This window comes from Bradyrhizobium sp. CSS354, assembly GCF_029051725.1.
GTDB lineage: Bacteria > Pseudomonadota > Alphaproteobacteria > Rhizobiales > Xanthobacteraceae > Bradyrhizobium.
In genome coordinates this window covers 58,689-76,471 of record NZ_JAACFU010000007.1, presented here as the reverse complement: position 1 = coordinate 76,471, position 17,783 = coordinate 58,689, and the positions used below count along the sequence as shown (strand labels likewise).

The window sequence follows — 17,783 nt, the reverse complement described above, 5'->3', positions numbered from 1 at the left end:
GGTGGCGCGGACATGCGCCGGCACGATCTCAGGCTTTATTCTGCGTTGCAGTGATCATCCAATCGCGGAATGCGGCGAGCTTCGGCGCCTCGCGGCGGCCCTCCGGCGCGACCAGGTAGAAGCCGGCATCGGCCGGCAGCGCGATCTTGAAGGGAACCACGAGCCGGCCCTTGGCGATGTCGTCCTGGACGTAGGAGGTCCGCCCCATCGCCACGCCGATGCCGTCGATCGCGGCCTGGATGGTCATGAAGATCATGTCGAAGGTGATGCCGGGCTGCCTGGCGATGTCGGCCGGCTGACCTGCCGCGGTCAACCACAGCCGCCAGTCGTCGCTGTTGGCATTGGAGGTGTGCAGCAGCATGTGACTCTTGAGGTCCTCCGGACAGCGCAACGGCTTGTCGCCACGGAGGAGAGACGGGCTGCAGACCGGAAACAGCTCGTCCGCCATCAGCCAGTCGGCGCGCAAGCCCGGCCACTGGCCGCGCCCGTAGCGGATCGCGGCATCGACATTGTCGCGCTGGAAGTCGACGAGGCCGGTCGAGGTGGTGATGCGAACGTCGATGCCGGGATGGTGTTCCTGGAAATCGGTCAGCCGCGGCAGCAGCCATTTTGCGGCGAGCGAGGCCAGCGTCGAGACCGTCAGCACCTTGTCGTCGTCCTTGCGCAGCAGCCGATCGGTGGCAAGCCGGAGGTCATTGAAGGCGGCGCGGACGCCCGGCAAATAGTCGCGCGCCTCCGGCGTCAGCGTCAGCGCACGGTTCTGCCGGACGAACAGGCGGATGCCGAGCTCCTCTTCCAGCCTGCGGATCTGATGGCTGATTGCGGTCTGGGTCACGTTCAGCTCGGACGCAGCCAGCGTGAAGCTGAGATGGCGCGCGGCGGCCTCAAAGGCCCGCAATCCGTTCAGGGAAGGCAATCTGGCAGTCATCTGGCAGCAGGATACATGACGTTATTTCATGCGAAAGAGTACAAATTGTCGTTTGTCGCAGTGCACCAGGAAGCAGATGTTAGCGGTCAACTTAGCTCCAGGAGCTGACAATGTCTACTTTGACCCAGAATTCGATGACAAATCATCATGCGCCCGGCTTGATCCATCAGATCGGCGAGACCCTTCACGTCTGGCACGAGCGCTACCGGACCCGGCGTGAGCTCACCAACTGGTCCGCGCGTGACCTTCAGGACGTCGGGCTGTCCTGGAGCGATGTGGCCTACGAGGCCGACAAACCCTTCTGGCGGGCCTGATTGGCCGCCAGGCCGGCGCCGCCTGACTGAGGGGCGCCGGGTCCCTTTTCCCTTTGGTCCCCTTGGCAGCGCGGTGTCATGAGCAGCCTTCGCCTGGAAGATTTGAAGCAGTATTCGGACACGCTGCGCACGCGACACGGCGAGGCGATGCGCGTGCGCTTCGTCGAGCCGCGCGACACCGAGGAGCTCCAGCACTATTTTCGCTCGCTCTCGACGCGCTCCCGCTACAACCGCTTCTTCGGTGCGATCAGCGAACTGCCGCAGGGCCTGCTGCACGAATTCCTCCAGATCGGCGAGCGCGAACGTTTTACCGTGGTGGCGACCATGATGGTCGACGGCTTCGAGACCATCGTCGCCGAAGCGCGCTACGCACTGCATGCCGAAACCGCGACGCTTGAATTCGGTCTGTCGGTTGCCGACCGCTGGCAGGGCCACGGCATCGCCACCGTGCTGATGAAGAATCTCGAATGCCGCGCGGCCGCGCTCGGCGCCGACCACATGTTCGGCGACACGCTACGCTCCAACGCCGCCATGATCTCGCTCGCGCGCAAAGCGAGCTTCGCCTTCGTCAAACATCCCGACGATTGGAAGCTGGTGCGCTTCGACAAGGAGATCTCCGTCGCACCGAAGGATATTCCCTGCGCGAGCTGGCGTCTCGTCGCCCTTTCCCGTCAGGCCGATAGCCCCTCAGCCTCGGCCTGACACCACTCGAGCCCGGCCTGGCCAAAACCAGAGCCGGGCATTTTTTTCGCCGCTACTTCCCCGTGAACACCGCCTTGCGCTTCTCGATGAACGCCTGCACCGCTTCCTTGTGATCGGCGGTGGTAGTCAGGCGGACCAGACGTTCGGCTTCGTGGTCGCGCGCGGTCTCAAAATCGAACAGCAAGGCCTCGTCGAGATTGTCCTTCATGTAGCGCAGCGCGAGGCGCGGACCTCCAGCCAGGGATTTTGCCAGGGCGAAGGCCTCCGCCTGCAATTCGTCATCGGGCACCACGCGGTTGACGAGGCCGATGGCCTCGCACCTTGCAGCATCGACCCGATCGCCGGTGAACAGCAGTTCGCGCGCCCGCGCGGTGCCGACGAGGCGCGTCAACAGCCACGCGATGCCATAATCGCCGCTGAGCGCAATGCGCGCATAGCCGGTCGCGACGAAGGCCGATTGCGCGGCGATGCGGATGTCGCACGCCATGGCGATGGCGAGCCCCGCGCCGACCGCCGGCCCCGGCAGCGCCGCGATGGTCGGCTTGCGCACCGACACCAGCGCGCCAGTGAGCAGGCGCTGCCGCTCCTGGAGATCGGCGATGCGATCTTCCAGCGACATCTCCAGCTTCTTGGGGTCGCGATGTGCGCCCATGCCCTTGACGTTGCCACCGGCGCAGAACGCTTCGCCCGCGCCGGTGATCAGCAGCGCGCCGACATCGGGGTTCTCGCCGCAGGTGCGAATCATCGTGCGTAGCGCCGGGGTCAGGGCGTCTGACAGCGAGTTGCGCGCCTCCGGCCGGTTCAGCGTGATCAATGCGACGCGATCGCGGATCACGCAGAGAAGTTCACTGGTGCCGGTATCGATGATGGTGTCCGTGGTCATGATTCCCGCCCTTGTAGGGTGGGCAAAGCGAAGCGTGCCCACCAATTGCTGTTTCGTCGTTGATGGTGGGCACGGCGCTATGCGCCTTTGCCCACCCTACGGCAGCTTGCCTTCAAAACTTCTCCACCCAGGGCCGCAGCTCCAGCTCCCAGCTCCAGGCGCTGCGCGGCTGCTGCAGCACGTTCCAGTAGCTCTCCGCGATGGCGTCGGGATCGAGCATCGAATCCGGCCTCTCCGGCGCTTCCGTGCGCGCTGCGCTCCTGATGCCGCCATCGATCACGAAATGCGCGACATGGATGCCTTGCGGCGACAATTCGCGCGCCATGCTCTGCGCCAGCCCGCGCAGTGCGAACTTGCCCATCGCGAACGGTGCGGACTGTGCATAGCCCTTGACGCTTGCCGAAGCGCCGGTGAACAGGATCGCGCCGTGCTGGTTCGGCAGCATGCGCCTAGCCGCTTGCTGCGCCACCAGGAAGCCGCCATAGGCGCTCACCGCGATCGCCTGCGCCACGTCGGCCGGAACGAGATCGACGAACGGCCCGCGCGCGCGGCCGCTGGCGTTATAGACCACCACGTCGGGCGTGCCGATCTCGCGCTCGACCAGGCCGAACAGGCGTTCGACCTCATCAGGGTCGGTGGCGTTGCAGGCATAGGCCTTGGCGCCGGTCTCGCTGCAGAGCGCACCGAGCTTCTCGATTTTTCGCGCGGCCAGTGCGACGCGGATGCCCTGGGCGGACAATAGCCGCGCCAGCGAGGCGCTCAGGCCTTCGCCGGCGCCGACGATGAGGGCGATCTTGTATCTCGGGTGTTCCATGACGTGATCTCTCGAAGACGGGAAGCCGCTGATCTATGCACGGTCCGCGCGGACAACCACCCGGGACGATCACAATTCCGCAGAGCGAATTGCTCCCACGCGGCGATCATGCCTCCCTGACAATTTGCGGCTTTATCCGCTTTCGCGACTGGAGCATGATCGACATCATCTCAAGCGGCAAGCGCCAAATCAGCGCAAAATGACCGCAAGGCGGAAACAAAGAGGACGATCATGCACAAGCCGGCCCCCGCGCAGGCAAAACAGGTCGCGGCCGCACCATCCGGACTGCTGGCTCCCGATACCACCGGCATGAATTTCTACCGCGGCGATCAGGCCCTCACCGATCTTCTGCGCATTCATCTGCCGGAGACGCTATTCCGCCACATCGAGCCGCATCTCGATCGCCTCGGTGAACTCGCCGGTGGCACGCTCGACGACTGCGCGCGGCTTGCCGACCGGCACACGCCGGTGCTGCACCAGCGCGACAAGTTCGGCCGCGACGTGCAGTGGATCGAATACCACCCGGCCTATCGCGAGCTGGAGAAGGCAGCCTTTGGCGAGTTCGGCATCCACGCGCTCTCGATCCGCAAGGGCATCATGGGCTGGCCGGACAAATATCCCGTCGTCGCCAAGCACGCGTTCACCTTCCTGTTCAACCAGACCGAATTCGGCATGGGCTGCCCGATCAACGTCACCGATGGCTGCGCCAAGCTGCTCGCGAATTTCGGAAGTGACGAACTGAAGGCAAAATATCTGGATGGCCTGACCCAGACCGACATGAGCAAGCTGACCCAGGGCGGCCAGTTCATGACTGAGAAGGAAGGCGGCTCCGACGTCGGCACGCTGACCACGACGGCCGTGCAGGAAGGCGACCATTGGCGCCTCACCGGCGAAAAATGGTTCTGCTCGAACGCCGACGCCAAAATTGTGATGCTGCTGGCGCGCCCTGAAGGCGCCGGCCCCGGCACGCGCGGTGTCGGTCTGTTCCTGATGCCGCGCTTCCTCGACGACGGTTCGCAGAACCACTACCGGATCGTGCGTCTGAAGGACAAGCTCGGCACGCGCTCGATGGCTTCGGGTGAGATCAAGCTTGAAGGCGCGATCGCCTATGCGGTTGGCAAGCTCGACCGCGGCTTCGTGCAGATGGCCGAGATGGTGAATTCGTCGCGGCTTTCAAATGGCGTCAAATCCACCGCGCTGATGCGGCGGGCCTACCATGACGCGATGACGGTGGCGAAAAACCGCGTGGTGTTCGGCAACCGCATCATCGACCTGCCGCTGGGCCGGCGCCAGATGCTGAAGATCATGCTGCCGGTCGAGCAGGCGTTGTCGATGAGCTTTCTCACCGCGGACGCGCTCGACCGCGCCGAGGCCGGCAGCCAGGATGCGGCCGCGCTGCTGCGCATCCTGACCCCCACGCTGAAATTCCGCGCCACGCGCGATGCGAGAAAAGTGTGCGGTGATGCGCTCGAGATGCGCGGCGGCATCGGCTATATCGAGGAATTCGCGACCGCTCGCCTGCTGCGCGACGCGCATCTCGGCTCGGTCTGGGAAGGCACCGGCAACATCGTCGCGATCGATGCGCTGAGGCGCGCGGTCGGCCGCCACGGCGCCGAATCCGCGCTCGCCGCCGATCTGCACGCCCGCCTCGATGACAGCCCCTCGGTGCCGCAGGCCTGGCGCGACCGGCTGCACACCCTCACCGATCGCGCGGTCGGCTTCGCACGCGAGGTCGCAGGGAAGGCCGACAATGAGGCCGATGCGCGCCGCGCCACCAGCCTGCTCTATCATGTCGCCAGTGCCGTCGCGCTCGCCTGGGAGGCACATCGTATTCACGACATGCGTGGCGATGCGCGAAGGCTGTTGTTGTCGCGGCTGGTCATCGACCACCGGGTATCGCCGAGCGATCCGTTCCGGCTGACGGAAAATGCCGTGCAGCAGAAGATCGCGGCGCTGCTGCTCGGCGACCGTGATGCCGGCATGAGCGAGGTTGGCGAACTGGTCCTGGCAGCGTAGGCTGCACCTGCGTTCAAGCAAGAAAAAAGCGATAGGGAGTGCTCGATGAAGGCCGCCGTCCTCCATGAAGTCAACAAGCCCCTGGTCATCGAGGATGTCAGCCTGCCGAAGCCCGGCCCGCGCGAGGTCCTGATCCGGACCTCGGTCGCAGGTCTCTGCCACTCCGATCTGCACTTCATGGAAGGACTGTATCCGCATCCGCTGCCTGCGGTCCTCGGGCACGAATCGGCCGGTGTCGTCGAGCAGGTCGGCTCCGACGTCACCTATGTGAAACCGGGCGACCATGTCGTCACTTGCCTGTCGGTGTTCTGCGGCACCTGCGACAATTGCACCACGGGCCGCACGGTGCTCTGCACCGACACCACGGTAAAACTGCTACCGGGGGCTTCCAATCGGATGCAATGGGCCCGCTCCGAGAAGCTGCATCAGTTTCTCAATCTCTCGTCCTTCGCCGAGCAGATGCTGGTGCACGAGAACGCGATCGTCAAAATCCGCAAGGAGATGCCGCTCGATCTCGCTGCGCTGATCGGCTGCGGCGTCATCACCGGCTACGGCGCGGTCGTGAACACGGCAAAGGTGACGGCCGGCGAGACAGTGGCCGTGATCGGGTGCGGCGGTGTCGGCATGGCCGCGATCAACGGCGCGCAGATCGCGGGCGCCGGCCGCATCATCGCCATCGACACCAATCCGGCAAAACTCCAGCTCGCGACCAAGCTGGGCGCGACCGACATCATCAACCCCACCGACGGCGACGTCGTGAAGCAGGTGCGCGATCTCACCAATGGCGGCGTGCATCATTCCTTCGAGGTGCTCGGCCGCAAGGAGACCGCCGAGCAGGCCTTCGGCATGCTCGCCTCGGGCGGCACCGCCACCATCGTCGGCATGATCCCGTTTGGTCAGAAGATTGAGCTGCATGGCTTCGACTTCCTGCGCGAGCGCAGGATCCAGGGCTCATCGATGGGCTCGAACCATTTTCGCGTCGACATGCCGCGGCTGGTGGATTTCTACCTGCGCGGCCGGCTGCATCTGGAGGACTGGATCTCGGCCAAACTGAAGCTTTCCGAGATCAACGAAGGTTTTGCCAACATGAAGGCCGGCAAGACGCTGCGCAGCGTGATCATGTTTGACAGCTGATGGCCGGATGAGGCGGGACGCTCAGGATTGAGGCAACTGGTCCGGGCCGGCCAAGTCGCAACGTGACTCTTTCAGGAGCAGCAGCGCCGCAGCTGTGACGAGACCCGTCGTGAGCAGGTACACGGGCGATATGTTCAAACCAGGCCCTTGGATGACCAGGTAAGAGAACAGTCCCGCGGTCGACGCGATGAAGCCGAACCAGGCAAGCCTCGGAAAGCGAAATCCGCGTTCGCCGTGCCAAAGATCAAGCACGAGGTAGTATACGAGAAGGCTGTTGCAGAGTGCCGCCGGCAGCACGCCCAGGACGATTCCGCTTTCGAACGCAAGATAGGATAAAACGCCGTCGACCTGAGCAATCACCGCGAGGGCCACATAGCGCGGATTGAGGCAGGCCAGCGCGATCGACGCAAGTTCGAAGGCGTAGAAATACCGCTCGTGCATCTTCGGGAGCAGGTACGGCATGAGCATCAGCGATACACACGCTGCGAGGAGAATAAACTCCGGCCCCGTCCGTTGAGAGCGCGCGATGAAGATCGACAAGGCGAGCCCGCTCGCCGCCGCGAGCACCATACCGACGGCGACCCCGATCGTGTACGGCATTCCCCCGGCCAACACCCAGATGTTGGCCGCGTTCATGGTGAGGCGATTGAAGGTGTGAGCCTGGTCCAAATAGACCGCGAGCACGGAGGCCAAGGATCTGCCGGCGACGAGAGCCGGAATGGCGAGAACCACATAGATCCCGGGAACGGTGGCGAGCCATGCCAGGTGGATCCTGCGGCGCAGAACCATGCCGAGCACGAAGGGTCCCAGGAACACGCCCTGAGCCTTCACCGAAAAGGCCATCGCAAATGACGCAACGCCGTTTCGATCCCGCATGAACAGCGCGACGGAAACCAGCGTGAAGAAGGTCCAGATCGAATCACTCTCCGCCCACATTGCGCCGTTGAAGATCACCGTCGGTGCAAGCCAAACAGCGCAGAAGGCCAGGGAGGCGCGCAATGGCAGCCTTGTCGCTCGCCAGACGATCTGGGCCACGGCGATCGCGCAGCCCAACTCGAAGACTACCGAGATCGCTTTCACGAGGGAAAGTGGCTCGCCTAGCCAATCAAATCGGGCGGCAATCAACAGGAGGTAGCTGTAGAACGGCGTGTAGTTGGTAAAGGCTTCGGCCAGCCCGGCGACACCGTGATCGCGCGCGAAGACATACCAGGGGATCAGATGCTGAATGGCGTCGTCGGTCGCATGCTTCCGGGCGAAGTAGCGGAGCGCAAGGCCCAGGAGTCCGCATCCGATCGCTACGGCAATTGCGAGCCGCCAACTCTTTGGCAGCGTCTTGTCCGGGTTGACGTCATGACCGGGTCCGCGGATCGCGTCGTTTCCAACAATCTCTTTTGTCACGCGAGCACTCGTGAGGCCCCATTTTCGTGACCTAACCTCTACGGGTCATCAATTCATAGTCGTATAACGTCTGGTTTCGCAGATCTTAAGATTGCCGCGAAACGGTTGCTTGGTTAGCGAATGCTTTAGAGGAATTGACGATCATCGAAAGGCCGCCAGCGGGAAGGTAAGCCCGGCAAGACTGGATCTTGACCAAGTGACGAACTGCTCCGGACATGACGACGGAGCCTGGAGCGAAATTACCGCTGCAAATGTCGCGTAAAGATCCGCACCACATGTCCCCTGACCCGCGGCGCCTCGTCGTAGAGGTCTGACGCAAGCCGCTCGATGGTCTCGCGCAGCGACAAGAACTGGGCCTGCCGCGCGCTGCTTTCGGTGCCCTGCATGCCCGCAAGCTCGTCCATCGCGGCGTCGCTGATCTGGCACTGCACGACCTCGCCGTCGTTCAGCATGGTGAAGCGAAAGGCGAGCCGTTCGAGATCATGGCCAATGATCCTGTCGCGCATGAGTGGCATCAAGTCGTCCCGGTCGACCCCCGCGCCGAAAATGCCGAAAATCCCGCTGCTTGTCAGCAGCAAAGGCAACCCTTCGCCTACTGAAACGCAACTTCGGCAAAACTGCGGAGCTTTCGCGAATGCAGCCGCTCGGATTCCTGCTGCTTGAGCCGTTCCAGCGCCTTCAAGCCGATCTCGAGATGCTGGCCGACACGGCGGCGGTAGAATTCGCTGGCCATGCCTGCGAGCTTGATCTCTCCGTGCAGAGGCTTGTCCGAGACGCACAGCAGCGTGCCGTAGGGGACGCGAAAGCGGTAGCCGTTGGCGGCAATCGCGGCCGATTCCATGTCGAGCGCAACCGCGCGCGAATGCGACAAGCGACGAATGACATCGGGCCCGCTGATCTCCCAATTACGGTTGTCGACGCTCGCGACGGTGCCGGTACGCATCAGGCGCTTGAGCTCGAAACCTTCGAGCCCGGTGACGTCCTCGACCGCCTCCTCGAGCGCGACCTGCATCTCCGCGAGCGCCGGGATCGGCACCCACAGCGGCAACTCACGATCGAGCACATGATCCTCGCGCACGTAGCCATGGGCGAGCACGTAGTCGCCGAGCCGCTGCGTGTTGCGCAGGCCCGCGCAATGGCCGAGCATCAGCCAGGCATGGGGCCGCAGCACGGCAACATGGTCGGTGACGTTGCGCGCGTTGGACGGACCGGTGCCAATGTTGATCAGGGTGATGCCGCGATAGCCGGGCGCGACCAGATGGAAGGCTGGCATCTGCGGCGCGCGCGCGGGCGCAACGCCTGTCGTCGCGCCGCCGCTGCGCGTGATCACGTTGCCTGGAGCAACGAAGGCGTCGAGGCCGGCCTCGCCAGCCTGAAGCCGCTGCTGGCAGAGCTGCGCGAAGGCGTCGACGTAAAACTGGTAGTTGGTGAAGATCACGAAGTTCTGGAAATACTCTGGATCCGTGCCCGTGTAGTGGTAGAGCCGACGCAGCGAGTAGTCGACGCGGGCCGCCCGAAACAGGGACAGCGGCTCGGGCGCACCGGGCTGAAGCTCGAAGGTGCCGTCGGCGATGGCATCGTCCATGGTGGCCAGATCAGGCACGTCGAACGCATCGCGCAGCGATCGCGTCACGGGGGAATTCTCGCTGGTGGTGATGGCGGCTTCGATGTTGATATCGCGGCGATAGGCGAAATGAACCGGGATCGGTTCGCTGGACTGGCCAATTTCGACCGGGACGCCGTGGTTCTGGATCAACAGCCCGATCTGCTCGGTCAGATAAGTCCGGAACAGATCCGGACGCGTGACGCTGGTCTCGTGCACACCGGGCCGCGCGACGAAGCCGTAGGCGAGACGCGAATCCAGCCGAGCATGCGTCGCGGTGGTGACACGGACGAAGGGATAGAAGGCTCGCACCCGCGTCGTGATTGCCTCGCCGTTGACGTAAGCTTCGAACCGGTCACGCAGGAACTTCGTGTTGCGCTCGTAGATCTCTTCGAGACGGGCGGCGGCGAGGCCAGCATCGGAGAAGGATTCGGTGGCGACAGAGGGTGGGGATTGGATGGATTGCATTGTTCGACGCCGGGTTTCTGGGGCTGAATCGAACTATAACAAGAAAACTAAAGCAAGAAAGAAGCCCCGTCATTGCGAGCGTAGGGAAGCAATCCAGAAATGTCGCCGCGGAGGCAACCTAGATTGCTTCGCTACGCTCGCAATGACGAAAGAGGCGAGGATGCGCTTTCGCGCGTCACTTCTCCCGGAACGCGCGCATGAACTGGTCGTGCAGCGGCTTCATCAGATAGGACAGCATGGTGCGGTCGCCGGTCTGGACGAAGGCTTCCGCCGGCATGCCGGGGATCAGCCTGGAGTCACCGAGCTTGGCGACCTCTTCTGCGGACAGCGAGACGCGGATGGTGTAGTAGCTCTGGCCGGTGCGCTGATCGGTGGTGACGTCGGGCGAGACGCGGCTGACGACGCCGTTGAGCTCCGGCGTGGTGCGCTGGTTGAAGGCCGACAGGCGCAGCAGCGTCTTCTGGCCGATCTGGAGCTTGTCGATATCGACCGGATTGACCTTGGCCTCGACCTGGAGATCGTCGGCCTGCGGCACGATCAGCATGAGGGCGTCGCCGGCGGTGATGACGCCACCAACGGTATGCACGGTCGATTGCAGCACCATGCCGTCCTGCGGCGCGCGGATGTCGACGCGGCGAAGCTGGTCCTCGGCGGCGACCTTGCGCTCGATCATTTCGCCGATCTTGTCGTTGGTCTCGCGCAGATCCTTGGAGACCTCGCTGACCATGTCCTTGTCGACCTGGATGATCTGGAGCTCGGTCTCGGTGATCTTGCCCTTGGCCTGCGCGCGCGAGGCGATGTATTGCGCGCGCTCGCCGTTGAGGCGGGCGGTATCGCGTTCGAGCGTGGTCAGGCGGGAGATCTGCACCAGGTGCTTGTCATAGAGATCCCGGACACCGACGAGTTCCTGCTGCACCAGCGAGATTTCCCTGTCTTTGGCTCTCTCCTGCGCGGAAAGGCCCTGGATCTCCTCGTTGAGTTGCTGGATGCGCTCGCGAAGCTGCGCCTTCTGGCCAGCGCGGCCGTTGACGCGCACGTCAAACAGCTTGGTTTCGGCATCGAGCAAAGTCTTGATGTCGTTTTCGTTGCCGCGATCGAGAAGCGATTGTGGGAATTCGACCTTGTCGAGACCACGCTGCTCGGCCTGAAGCCGCGCCGTGCGCGCCTGCGCGGCGTCGAGATTCTTGGTGACGATGGCGAGGTTGGCCTTGGTGACGGTGTCGTCGAGCCGCACCACGATGTCGCCGGCCTTGACCACGTCGCCATCGCGCGCACGCAACTCGCCGACGACGCCGCCGGTCGGATGCTGCACCTTCTTGACGTTGGACTCGACCACGATCTGACCCGGCGCGATCAGCGCGCCCGAGATCTGCACGGTCGATCCCCAGCCGCCGAGGCCGATCAGGAGGACCAGCACGATCCCAAGCCCGAGCATCAGGTGAAACCGGATCGACTGCCGTACCGTCCGCTTCGCGGCAGGCTTCGCGCCGCCGAGCGCCATCGTGCTCATGCCTTGGCTCCGCCTTCGCTGACGATCTTGATCGGGGCCGGCGGCGTCACCCGCGGCTGAAGCACTTGGGCGAGCACCTGTTCCTTCGGCCCGAAGGCCTGCATGCGACCGTCGCGCAGCACCAGGATCTGGTCGACCGCTTCGACGCCGATCGGGCGGTGCGCCACCACGATGACGATCGCGCCGCGCTCGCGCGACGCGCGGATGGCGCGGGTCAGCGCTTCGTCGCCTTCGGTATCGAGATTGGAATTGGGCTCGTCGAGCACGATCAGGAACGGGTTGCCATAGAGCGCGCGCGCCAGCGCCACCCGCTGCGCCTGGCCCGCGGAGAGCGCCGTGCCCTGCTCGCCGACCTGCGTGTTGTAGCCCTCGCGCATCTTGATGATCATCTCGTGCACGCCGGCTTCCTTGGCGGCCGCGATGATGCCGTCAGAGGTGGCCTCCGGGTCGAAACGGCTGATGTTCTGCGCGATGGTGCCGCCGAACAATTCGACGTCCTGCGGCAGATAGCCGATATGGCGCCCGAGCATGTCCGACGACCATTGGTCGAGCGCCGCGCCGTCGAGCCGCACCTTGCCGCGGACCGGTTGCCAGACGCCGACCAGCGCACGAATCAGCGACGACTTGCCGGAGCCGCTCGGTCCGATCACGCCAAGGCCGTTGCCGGCTTCGAGCGCAAAGGTGACGTCCTGCACGATGAGGCGCTGGTCGCCCGGGGGCACCATGGCGATGCCTTCGACCGAGAGGCGGCTGGTGGGCGCCTGCAACTGGGTCGGCATCGTCTGTGCCGGCATCTGCTCCAGAAGGCGGGTCAGGCGGTGCCAGCTCTGGCGTGCCGCGACAAAGGATTTCCAGTGCGCGATCGCGAGGTCGACCGGCGCGAGCGCACGGGCCGAGAGGATCGAGCCGGCGATGATGATGCCGGCGGTCGCCTCCTGGTGGATGACGAGATAGGCACCAACCGCGAGCACCGCCGATTGCAGCATCATGCGCAGCACTTTTGCGACTGCGCCGAGACCGCCGGCGACGTCGCTCGCACGCTGGTTGCCGTCGAGATATTTTTCGTTGGCCTCGCTCCAGCGCGCGTTCATCCGGCCGGCCATGCCCATCGACACCATGACTTCCGCGTTGCGGCGGCTGGCTTGGGCGAGATCGTTGCGCTGGGCGGCAAGCCCCATCGCCTCGCGCGCCGGCTGGCGGGACATGAACTCGGTGACTAGCGTCAACCCGACCAGGATGACCGCGCCGACGAGCGCCGTGACGCCGATCATGACGTGGAAGGCGAAACAGATGGCGAGATACAGCGGCAGCCAGGGCAGGTCGAAAAACGCGCTCGGGCCCATGCCGCCGAGGAAGGAGCGGACATTGTCGAGATCGCGCAGCGGCTGAAGCCCCTCGTTGCGGCTGCCGACCAGCAGCGGCAGGCGCACGATGGTGTCGAACACCCGCTTGTTCAAGGCTTCGTCCAGCGCGGTGCCGACCCGGCCCAATATCCGGTTGCGGATCATGTCCAGCACGCCCTGCGCCATGTAGAGGAAACTGGCGAGGACGATCAGGCCGACCAGGGTCGGAATGCTGCGGCTCGGCAGCACCCGGTCGTAGACCTCCAGCATGAAGATCGACCCGGTCAGATAGAGCAGGTTGATCATGCAGCTCATCAAGCCGACGCCGATAAAGGCCGCGCGACAGGCGCGCAGCGCATCACCGAGCTCTGAGCGGCGGACGCCGGGAACGGCTGCCATCAGTCTGATCTCTTTCGGGTAGGGGCCAAAGCCCCTGATTTCAAAGGCAAATTCAGGAGTAATTGACCCGGATTAACATCGCGTTTGCGCTCATCGCCCAACGCAGTCGAATACCCGGGACCCCCTATGGCCCACATCACCCCCGACCGGCCTAGCACGCAAGTCCGGAATCTCACGATCTTGCGGCTTTTTCTTGCAGACATGTCACCTCTCCCCGGGCGGGGAGAGGTCAAAAGTTCGATCAATCGAACTCGGGCGCCATTAAAACCGGCCGCCGCCGCGGACCAGCCGTACCACCAGCAGCAGAATGACCGCGCCGATCGCGGAATAGACGATCTCGGATATCAGCCCGGTGCCGATGCGAATGCCGAGCTTCGGAAACAGGAAGCTCGCCACCAGCGCGCCGGCGATGCCGACCACGATGTCGCCGATGATGCCGAACCCGGTTCCGCGCACCACCTTGCCGGCCAGCCAACCAGCGACGAGGCCGACGAACAGGATGACAAGCAAACCTTCATTGGAAATGTACATAAGTGAGGTCCCTCTGCGTGAACGGTTCCATGGAAGCGGAACTTGGATGAACGAGGTCTGAATGCTGTTCCCCCGTTCCCCGCTGCGGTCCAAATATCACGACAGCGCGGTGACCGGCTCCGCCAGCACGCAGCGTGCCGCCCGGCCCGGCCCGACCTCCACATTCCCTGGCAGTTGCTCCAGACAGCGCGGCTGGGCTACGGCGCAGCGGGGCGCAAAGGAGCAGTTGTGCGGCCTCTCGCCAAGCGACGGCGGGGCGCCGGGGATGGTCTCGAGCCGCTGTCCCCGCTTGGCCCCGTGGACGGTCGAGGCGAGCAGGCCCTTGGCATAGGGATGCACCGGCGAGCGGACGATGTCGCGAAGCGTGCCCTGCTCCACGATCTGACCGGCATACATCACCGCGACCCGGTCGCAGATCTCGATGGCGACGCCGATGTCGTGGGTGACGAAGATGACGGACATGCCGAACTCGCGCTGCAGCTCGCGCAACAGCAGCAGGATCTGGATCTGCACGGTGGCATCGAGCGCCGTGGTCGGCTCGTCCGCGAGCAATATCTTGGGCCGGCACGCGAGCGCCAGCGCGATCATCGCGCGCTGACGCATGCCGCCGGACATCTCATGCGGATAGGCATCGAGCCGCCGTTTTGCGGAAGGAATGCGCACGACCTCGAGCATTTCGAGTGCGCGCGCTCTGCCCTCCGCGTAAGACTTGCCTTCGTGACGCACGACGCTTTCGGCGATCTGCGTCCCGATGGTGTAGACCGGATCGAGCGCAAGCGCAGGCTCCTGAAAGATCATCGACACCGTCTGGCCGCGGAACGACGACAGCTGCTCATCGTTCATGGCCAGCACGTCGCGGCCCATGACGTTGACCTTGCCCGTGATCTGCGTGCGCTTCTTCGGCAACAGCCGCATCAGCGCACGCAAGGTCACGCTCTTGCCCGAGCCGGACTCGCCGAGCAGGCCCAGCACCTCGCCGTCGCCGAGCGAGAGGCTGAGATCGTTCACGGCATAGACCGTGCGCTCGCCGGTGAAGCGGATGTTGAGGCCTGAGATCTCGACGAGCTTTGTCATGACGGAAGCTTCGGCAGCCTGTCGTGGTAGTCGGTGGCCCGCTGGAATGCGGCACCGATGGTGAGCAAGGTCGCCTCATCGAACGAGCGGCCGATCAACTGCATGCCGATCGGAAGTCCGCTCTTGGTGAAGCCCGAGGGCACCGTGAGCGACGGCAGGCCGAGATAATTCACCGGGCGGGTGAACAGCGTCAGCCGCTGCAACAGCGCCGGCGCGTTCGGCCCGCCGCCGACGTCGCTCTCCTCGATCGTCGGCGCCGGCACCGGGGACGCCGGCGCGATAATCGCGTCGACACCTGATGTCGCAGCGTTGTGCGCGGCGAGCGCAGGTCCGCGCCAGCGCATCGCCTCGAGGTAGGTGATGGCGGGGACCGCGAGCCCGTTCTGAAGCCGCATCAACACCTGTGGGCCGTAATCCTGCGGCCGCTCGATCATCCAGCGCTTGTGGAAGGCGGCGGCTTCGGCTGCAAGCACGAGCTGGCTTGCCGAGGACAATTGCCGCTGGTCGGGCAGCTCGACCGTGACGATGTCGGCGCCCTCACGCTTGAGCACCGCGATGGTCTCGTCCAGCACGCGCGCGACCTCGCCGTCGAGATCGTCGACATAGAAGGACGAGGGGACGCCGATCTTGAGGCCCTTCAGCGAGCCCTTGGTCGCGCCGACATAGTCGGACAGCGGCTCACGGCTCGTGGTCGAATCCTCGGGATCAGGGCCGGCCATCAGCGCCAGCAGCAGCGCGCAATCCTCGGCGGTGCGGGCGAGCGGCCCGACCGTGTCGAGCGACTGCGACAGCGGCATCGCGCCGGCGCGGCTGACCCGGCCAACGGTGGTCTTCAATCCCGTCACGCCGCAGAAATGCGCGGGCATGCGGATCGAGCCGCCGGTGTCGGAGCCGAGCGCGGCATAGGTCAGTCGCGCCGCGACCGCCGAGCCCGAGCCCGACGACGAGCCGCCGGTGATGTGCGCCACGTTCCAGGGATTGCGAACCGGGCCGTAATGGGCGTTATGGCCGGTCGGGCCATAGGCGAATTCGGCGAGATGCAACGTGCCGAGCCGAACCTGGCCAGCGTCCTTCAGCCGCTGCAAGGCGGTGGAGGTGACGGTCGGAACGAAATCGCGGCGGATCAGCGAGCCGCAGGTCGCGACGTGGCCGGCGTCGTAGTACATGTCTTTGTGCGCGAGCGGCACGCCGTGCAGCGGACCGCGGACTTCGCCCTTGGCGAGTTCTGCGTCGGTGGCATCGGCGGCCTTCAGCGCCGCCTCGGATTCGATCGACATGAAGGCGTTGAGATGCGGCTGCCACTGCGCGATACGATGCAGCAGCGCGCGCGTCACCTCATGCGAGGACACCTGCTTCATCGCAATCGCGCGCGCGACCTCGGTGAGCGTCATCAATGCGGGCTCGGTGCTCATTTCGACAGCTTCGCAGTCTGCGCGTTCGGATAGAGCGCGGGCTCGAGATCGAACGGCAACGTGCCGGCAATGGCGGCAAAGCCCTCGAAGGCCGGTCCGATGGAGTTGGAGATGCGCGCCGCAATCTCGTCGTCAACGGGAACGCCGGCGACCTGTGCCGTCGCCTTGATCTCTTTTGTCGTCGGTCTCGTCATGCGGTTTCCTCCTTCGGCGCGCGGCTATGGCCTGAACCCGGGATCGCCATGTAGCACGCGGCCTCGTGGCCCATTCTATCGAGCGCGGTGAGTTTTGGTGTCGCATTTGCGCAGAGCGGCTCCGCAAACGGGCAACGGGTGTGGAAGCGGCAGCCCGAGGGCGGATCGATCGGATTGGGCGGATCGCCCGTGATCGGCGGCGTCTCGGTGCGGCGGTCCGGATCCGAGGACGGCATCGCAGCAAGAAGTGCGCGCGTATAGGGATGCGCCGGCTGGTCCCAGACCCGGTCGACCGGGCCGAGCTCGACGACCTCGCCGAGATACATCACCAGCACGCGATCACTGATGTAACGCACGACGTTGAGATCATGGCTGATGAAGAGATAGGTCAGCCCGAACTCGCTCTTGAGATCGGCAAGCAAATTGAGCACCTGCGCCTCGACCGATTTGTCGAGCGCGGAGACCGCTTCATCGAGGATCACCAGCCGCGGCGACAGCGCCAGCGCACGCGCGATGTTGACGCGCTGGCGCTGGCCGCCGGAGATCTCATGGGGGTAGCGGTTGGCGAAGTTTGCGGGAACCAGGCCCACCTTGCCCAGCAGCTCGCGCGCCAGCGCGCGCGCGGCGCCGTCCGCCATGCCGTGCACCTTCGGGCCGAAGGCGATCGATTCCTCGATGGTCAGGCGCGGATTGAGCGAGGCGTAGGAATCCTGGAACACCATCTGCATGCCGCGGCGCAGCTCGCGCAAGGAGAGCGACTGGCCGACGCTCATGCCGTCATAGATGATGTCGCCGGTGTCGCGCGGCATCAGATGCATCAGCAGCCGTGCGGTGGTCGACTTGCCGCAACCGGACTCGCCGACGATGCCGACGGTCTCGCCCTTGGCGACGGTGAACGAGACATTATCAACCGCACGCACGGTGCGCTTTGCGGCGAACAGGCCGCCACGCACCGGGAAATGCTTGGTCAGGCCGTTGACCTGAAGCAGCGGCTGCGCGACGCCGCCGCGGTCCTCGACCGGTTCCAGCATCGCGACGGAGGCGTTGGTTTCGCTCATGG

At 64.7% G+C, this 17,783-nt stretch carries 17 protein-coding genes; 4 read left to right on the top strand and 13 right to left on the bottom strand.

From position 1 onward, the window contains the following. Window positions 1–28 precede the first annotated feature (28 nt). Entirely contained in the window at window positions 29–928 is a 900-nt protein-coding gene (locus tag GWG67_RS18630) for a transcriptional regulator GcvA (protein ID WP_275170815.1), read from the bottom strand. A 110-nt stretch (window positions 929–1,038) separates the two neighbouring features. Between GWG67_RS18630 and GWG67_RS18625 the strand changes: the two genes are divergently transcribed. Together GWG67_RS18625 and GWG67_RS18620 are read left to right on the top strand one after the other, a co-directional pair. After that, a complete protein-coding gene (locus GWG67_RS18625; protein WP_007599575.1) occupies window positions 1,039–1,242 on the top strand; it encodes a DUF1127 domain-containing protein in 204 nt (67 codons plus the stop codon). A 78-nt stretch (window positions 1,243–1,320) separates the two neighbouring features. Then, a complete protein-coding gene (locus GWG67_RS18620) occupies window positions 1,321–1,944 on the top strand; it encodes a GNAT family N-acetyltransferase (RefSeq protein WP_275170814.1) in 624 nt (207 codons plus the stop codon). Window positions 1,945–1,996: 52 nt separating this feature from the next. Here GWG67_RS18620 and GWG67_RS18615 read toward each other — a convergent pair whose 3' ends face one another. Then, window positions 1,997–2,827, bottom strand: a complete 831-nt coding sequence (locus GWG67_RS18615) for an enoyl-CoA hydratase (RefSeq protein WP_275170812.1) — start codon at window positions 2,825–2,827, stop codon at window positions 1,997–1,999. 112 nt (window positions 2,828–2,939) lie between these two features. After that, entirely contained in the window at window positions 2,940–3,641 is a 702-nt protein-coding gene (locus GWG67_RS18610) for an SDR family NAD(P)-dependent oxidoreductase (protein WP_275170810.1), read from the bottom strand. 231 nt (window positions 3,642–3,872) lie between these two features. Between GWG67_RS18610 and GWG67_RS18605 the strand changes: the two genes are divergently transcribed. Both GWG67_RS18605 and GWG67_RS18600 read left to right on the top strand, forming a co-directional pair. Beyond that, window positions 3,873–5,657 carry an acyl-CoA dehydrogenase family protein gene (locus GWG67_RS18605; RefSeq protein WP_275170808.1) on the top strand — a complete coding sequence of 595 codons (1,785 nt, stop codon included), beginning with the start codon at window positions 3,873–3,875 and terminating at the stop codon, window positions 5,655–5,657. A 45-nt stretch (window positions 5,658–5,702) separates the two neighbouring features. Continuing rightward, window positions 5,703–6,791 (top strand): Zn-dependent alcohol dehydrogenase, encoded by a 1,089-nt coding sequence (locus tag GWG67_RS18600; protein ID WP_275170806.1) that lies wholly within the window; start codon window positions 5,703–5,705, stop codon window positions 6,789–6,791. Window positions 6,792–6,812: 21 nt separating this feature from the next. Here GWG67_RS18600 and GWG67_RS18595 read toward each other — a convergent pair whose 3' ends face one another. The 10 genes from GWG67_RS18595 to GWG67_RS18550 form a co-directional block, all read right to left on the bottom strand. Continuing rightward, window positions 6,813–8,189, bottom strand: coding sequence for a hypothetical protein (locus GWG67_RS18595; protein ID WP_275170805.1), 1,377 nt, complete (start codon window positions 8,187–8,189; stop codon window positions 6,813–6,815). A gap of 239 nt (window positions 8,190–8,428) precedes the next feature. Then, window positions 8,429–8,704, bottom strand: a complete 276-nt coding sequence (locus tag GWG67_RS18590) for a DUF1488 family protein (RefSeq protein WP_026233404.1) — start codon at window positions 8,702–8,704, stop codon at window positions 8,429–8,431. Between the two features lie 77 nt (window positions 8,705–8,781). Further along, window positions 8,782–10,260: an AMP nucleosidase gene (locus GWG67_RS18585; protein ID WP_275170803.1), complete on the bottom strand. Its 1,479-nt coding sequence runs from the start codon at window positions 10,258–10,260 to the stop codon at window positions 8,782–8,784. 175 nt (window positions 10,261–10,435) lie between these two features. Continuing rightward, the gene (locus tag GWG67_RS18580; protein WP_275170801.1) at window positions 10,436–11,770 is read right to left on the bottom strand and encodes an HlyD family type I secretion periplasmic adaptor subunit; all 1,335 of its coding nucleotides are present in this window, start codon (window positions 11,768–11,770) and stop codon (window positions 10,436–10,438) included. Beyond that, window positions 11,767–13,512 carry a type I secretion system permease/ATPase gene (locus tag GWG67_RS18575; RefSeq protein WP_275170799.1) on the bottom strand — a complete coding sequence of 582 codons (1,746 nt, stop codon included), beginning with the start codon at window positions 13,510–13,512 and terminating at the stop codon, window positions 11,767–11,769. The genes GWG67_RS18580 and GWG67_RS18575 overlap by 4 nt, the downstream gene beginning before the upstream one ends. A gap of 261 nt (window positions 13,513–13,773) precedes the next feature. Then, the gene (locus GWG67_RS18570; protein WP_275170797.1) at window positions 13,774–14,043 is read right to left on the bottom strand and encodes a GlsB/YeaQ/YmgE family stress response membrane protein; all 270 of its coding nucleotides are present in this window, start codon (window positions 14,041–14,043) and stop codon (window positions 13,774–13,776) included. 96 nt (window positions 14,044–14,139) lie between these two features. Next, window positions 14,140–15,117 carry an ABC transporter ATP-binding protein gene (locus GWG67_RS18565; RefSeq protein ID WP_275170795.1) on the bottom strand — a complete coding sequence of 326 codons (978 nt, stop codon included), beginning with the start codon at window positions 15,115–15,117 and terminating at the stop codon, window positions 14,140–14,142. Beyond that, window positions 15,114–16,529, bottom strand: coding sequence for an amidase (locus tag GWG67_RS18560; protein ID WP_275170793.1), 1,416 nt, complete (start codon window positions 16,527–16,529; stop codon window positions 15,114–15,116). Before GWG67_RS18560 ends, GWG67_RS18565 begins: the two co-directional genes overlap by 4 nt. After that, window positions 16,526–16,723, bottom strand: a complete 198-nt coding sequence (locus GWG67_RS18555) for a hypothetical protein (RefSeq protein ID WP_275170791.1) — start codon at window positions 16,721–16,723, stop codon at window positions 16,526–16,528. The genes GWG67_RS18560 and GWG67_RS18555 overlap by 4 nt, the downstream gene beginning before the upstream one ends. Beyond that, a complete protein-coding gene (locus tag GWG67_RS18550) occupies window positions 16,720–17,781 on the bottom strand; it encodes an ABC transporter ATP-binding protein (RefSeq protein ID WP_275170789.1) in 1,062 nt (353 codons plus the stop codon). Before GWG67_RS18550 ends, GWG67_RS18555 begins: the two co-directional genes overlap by 4 nt. Window positions 17,782–17,783 lie beyond the last annotated feature (2 nt).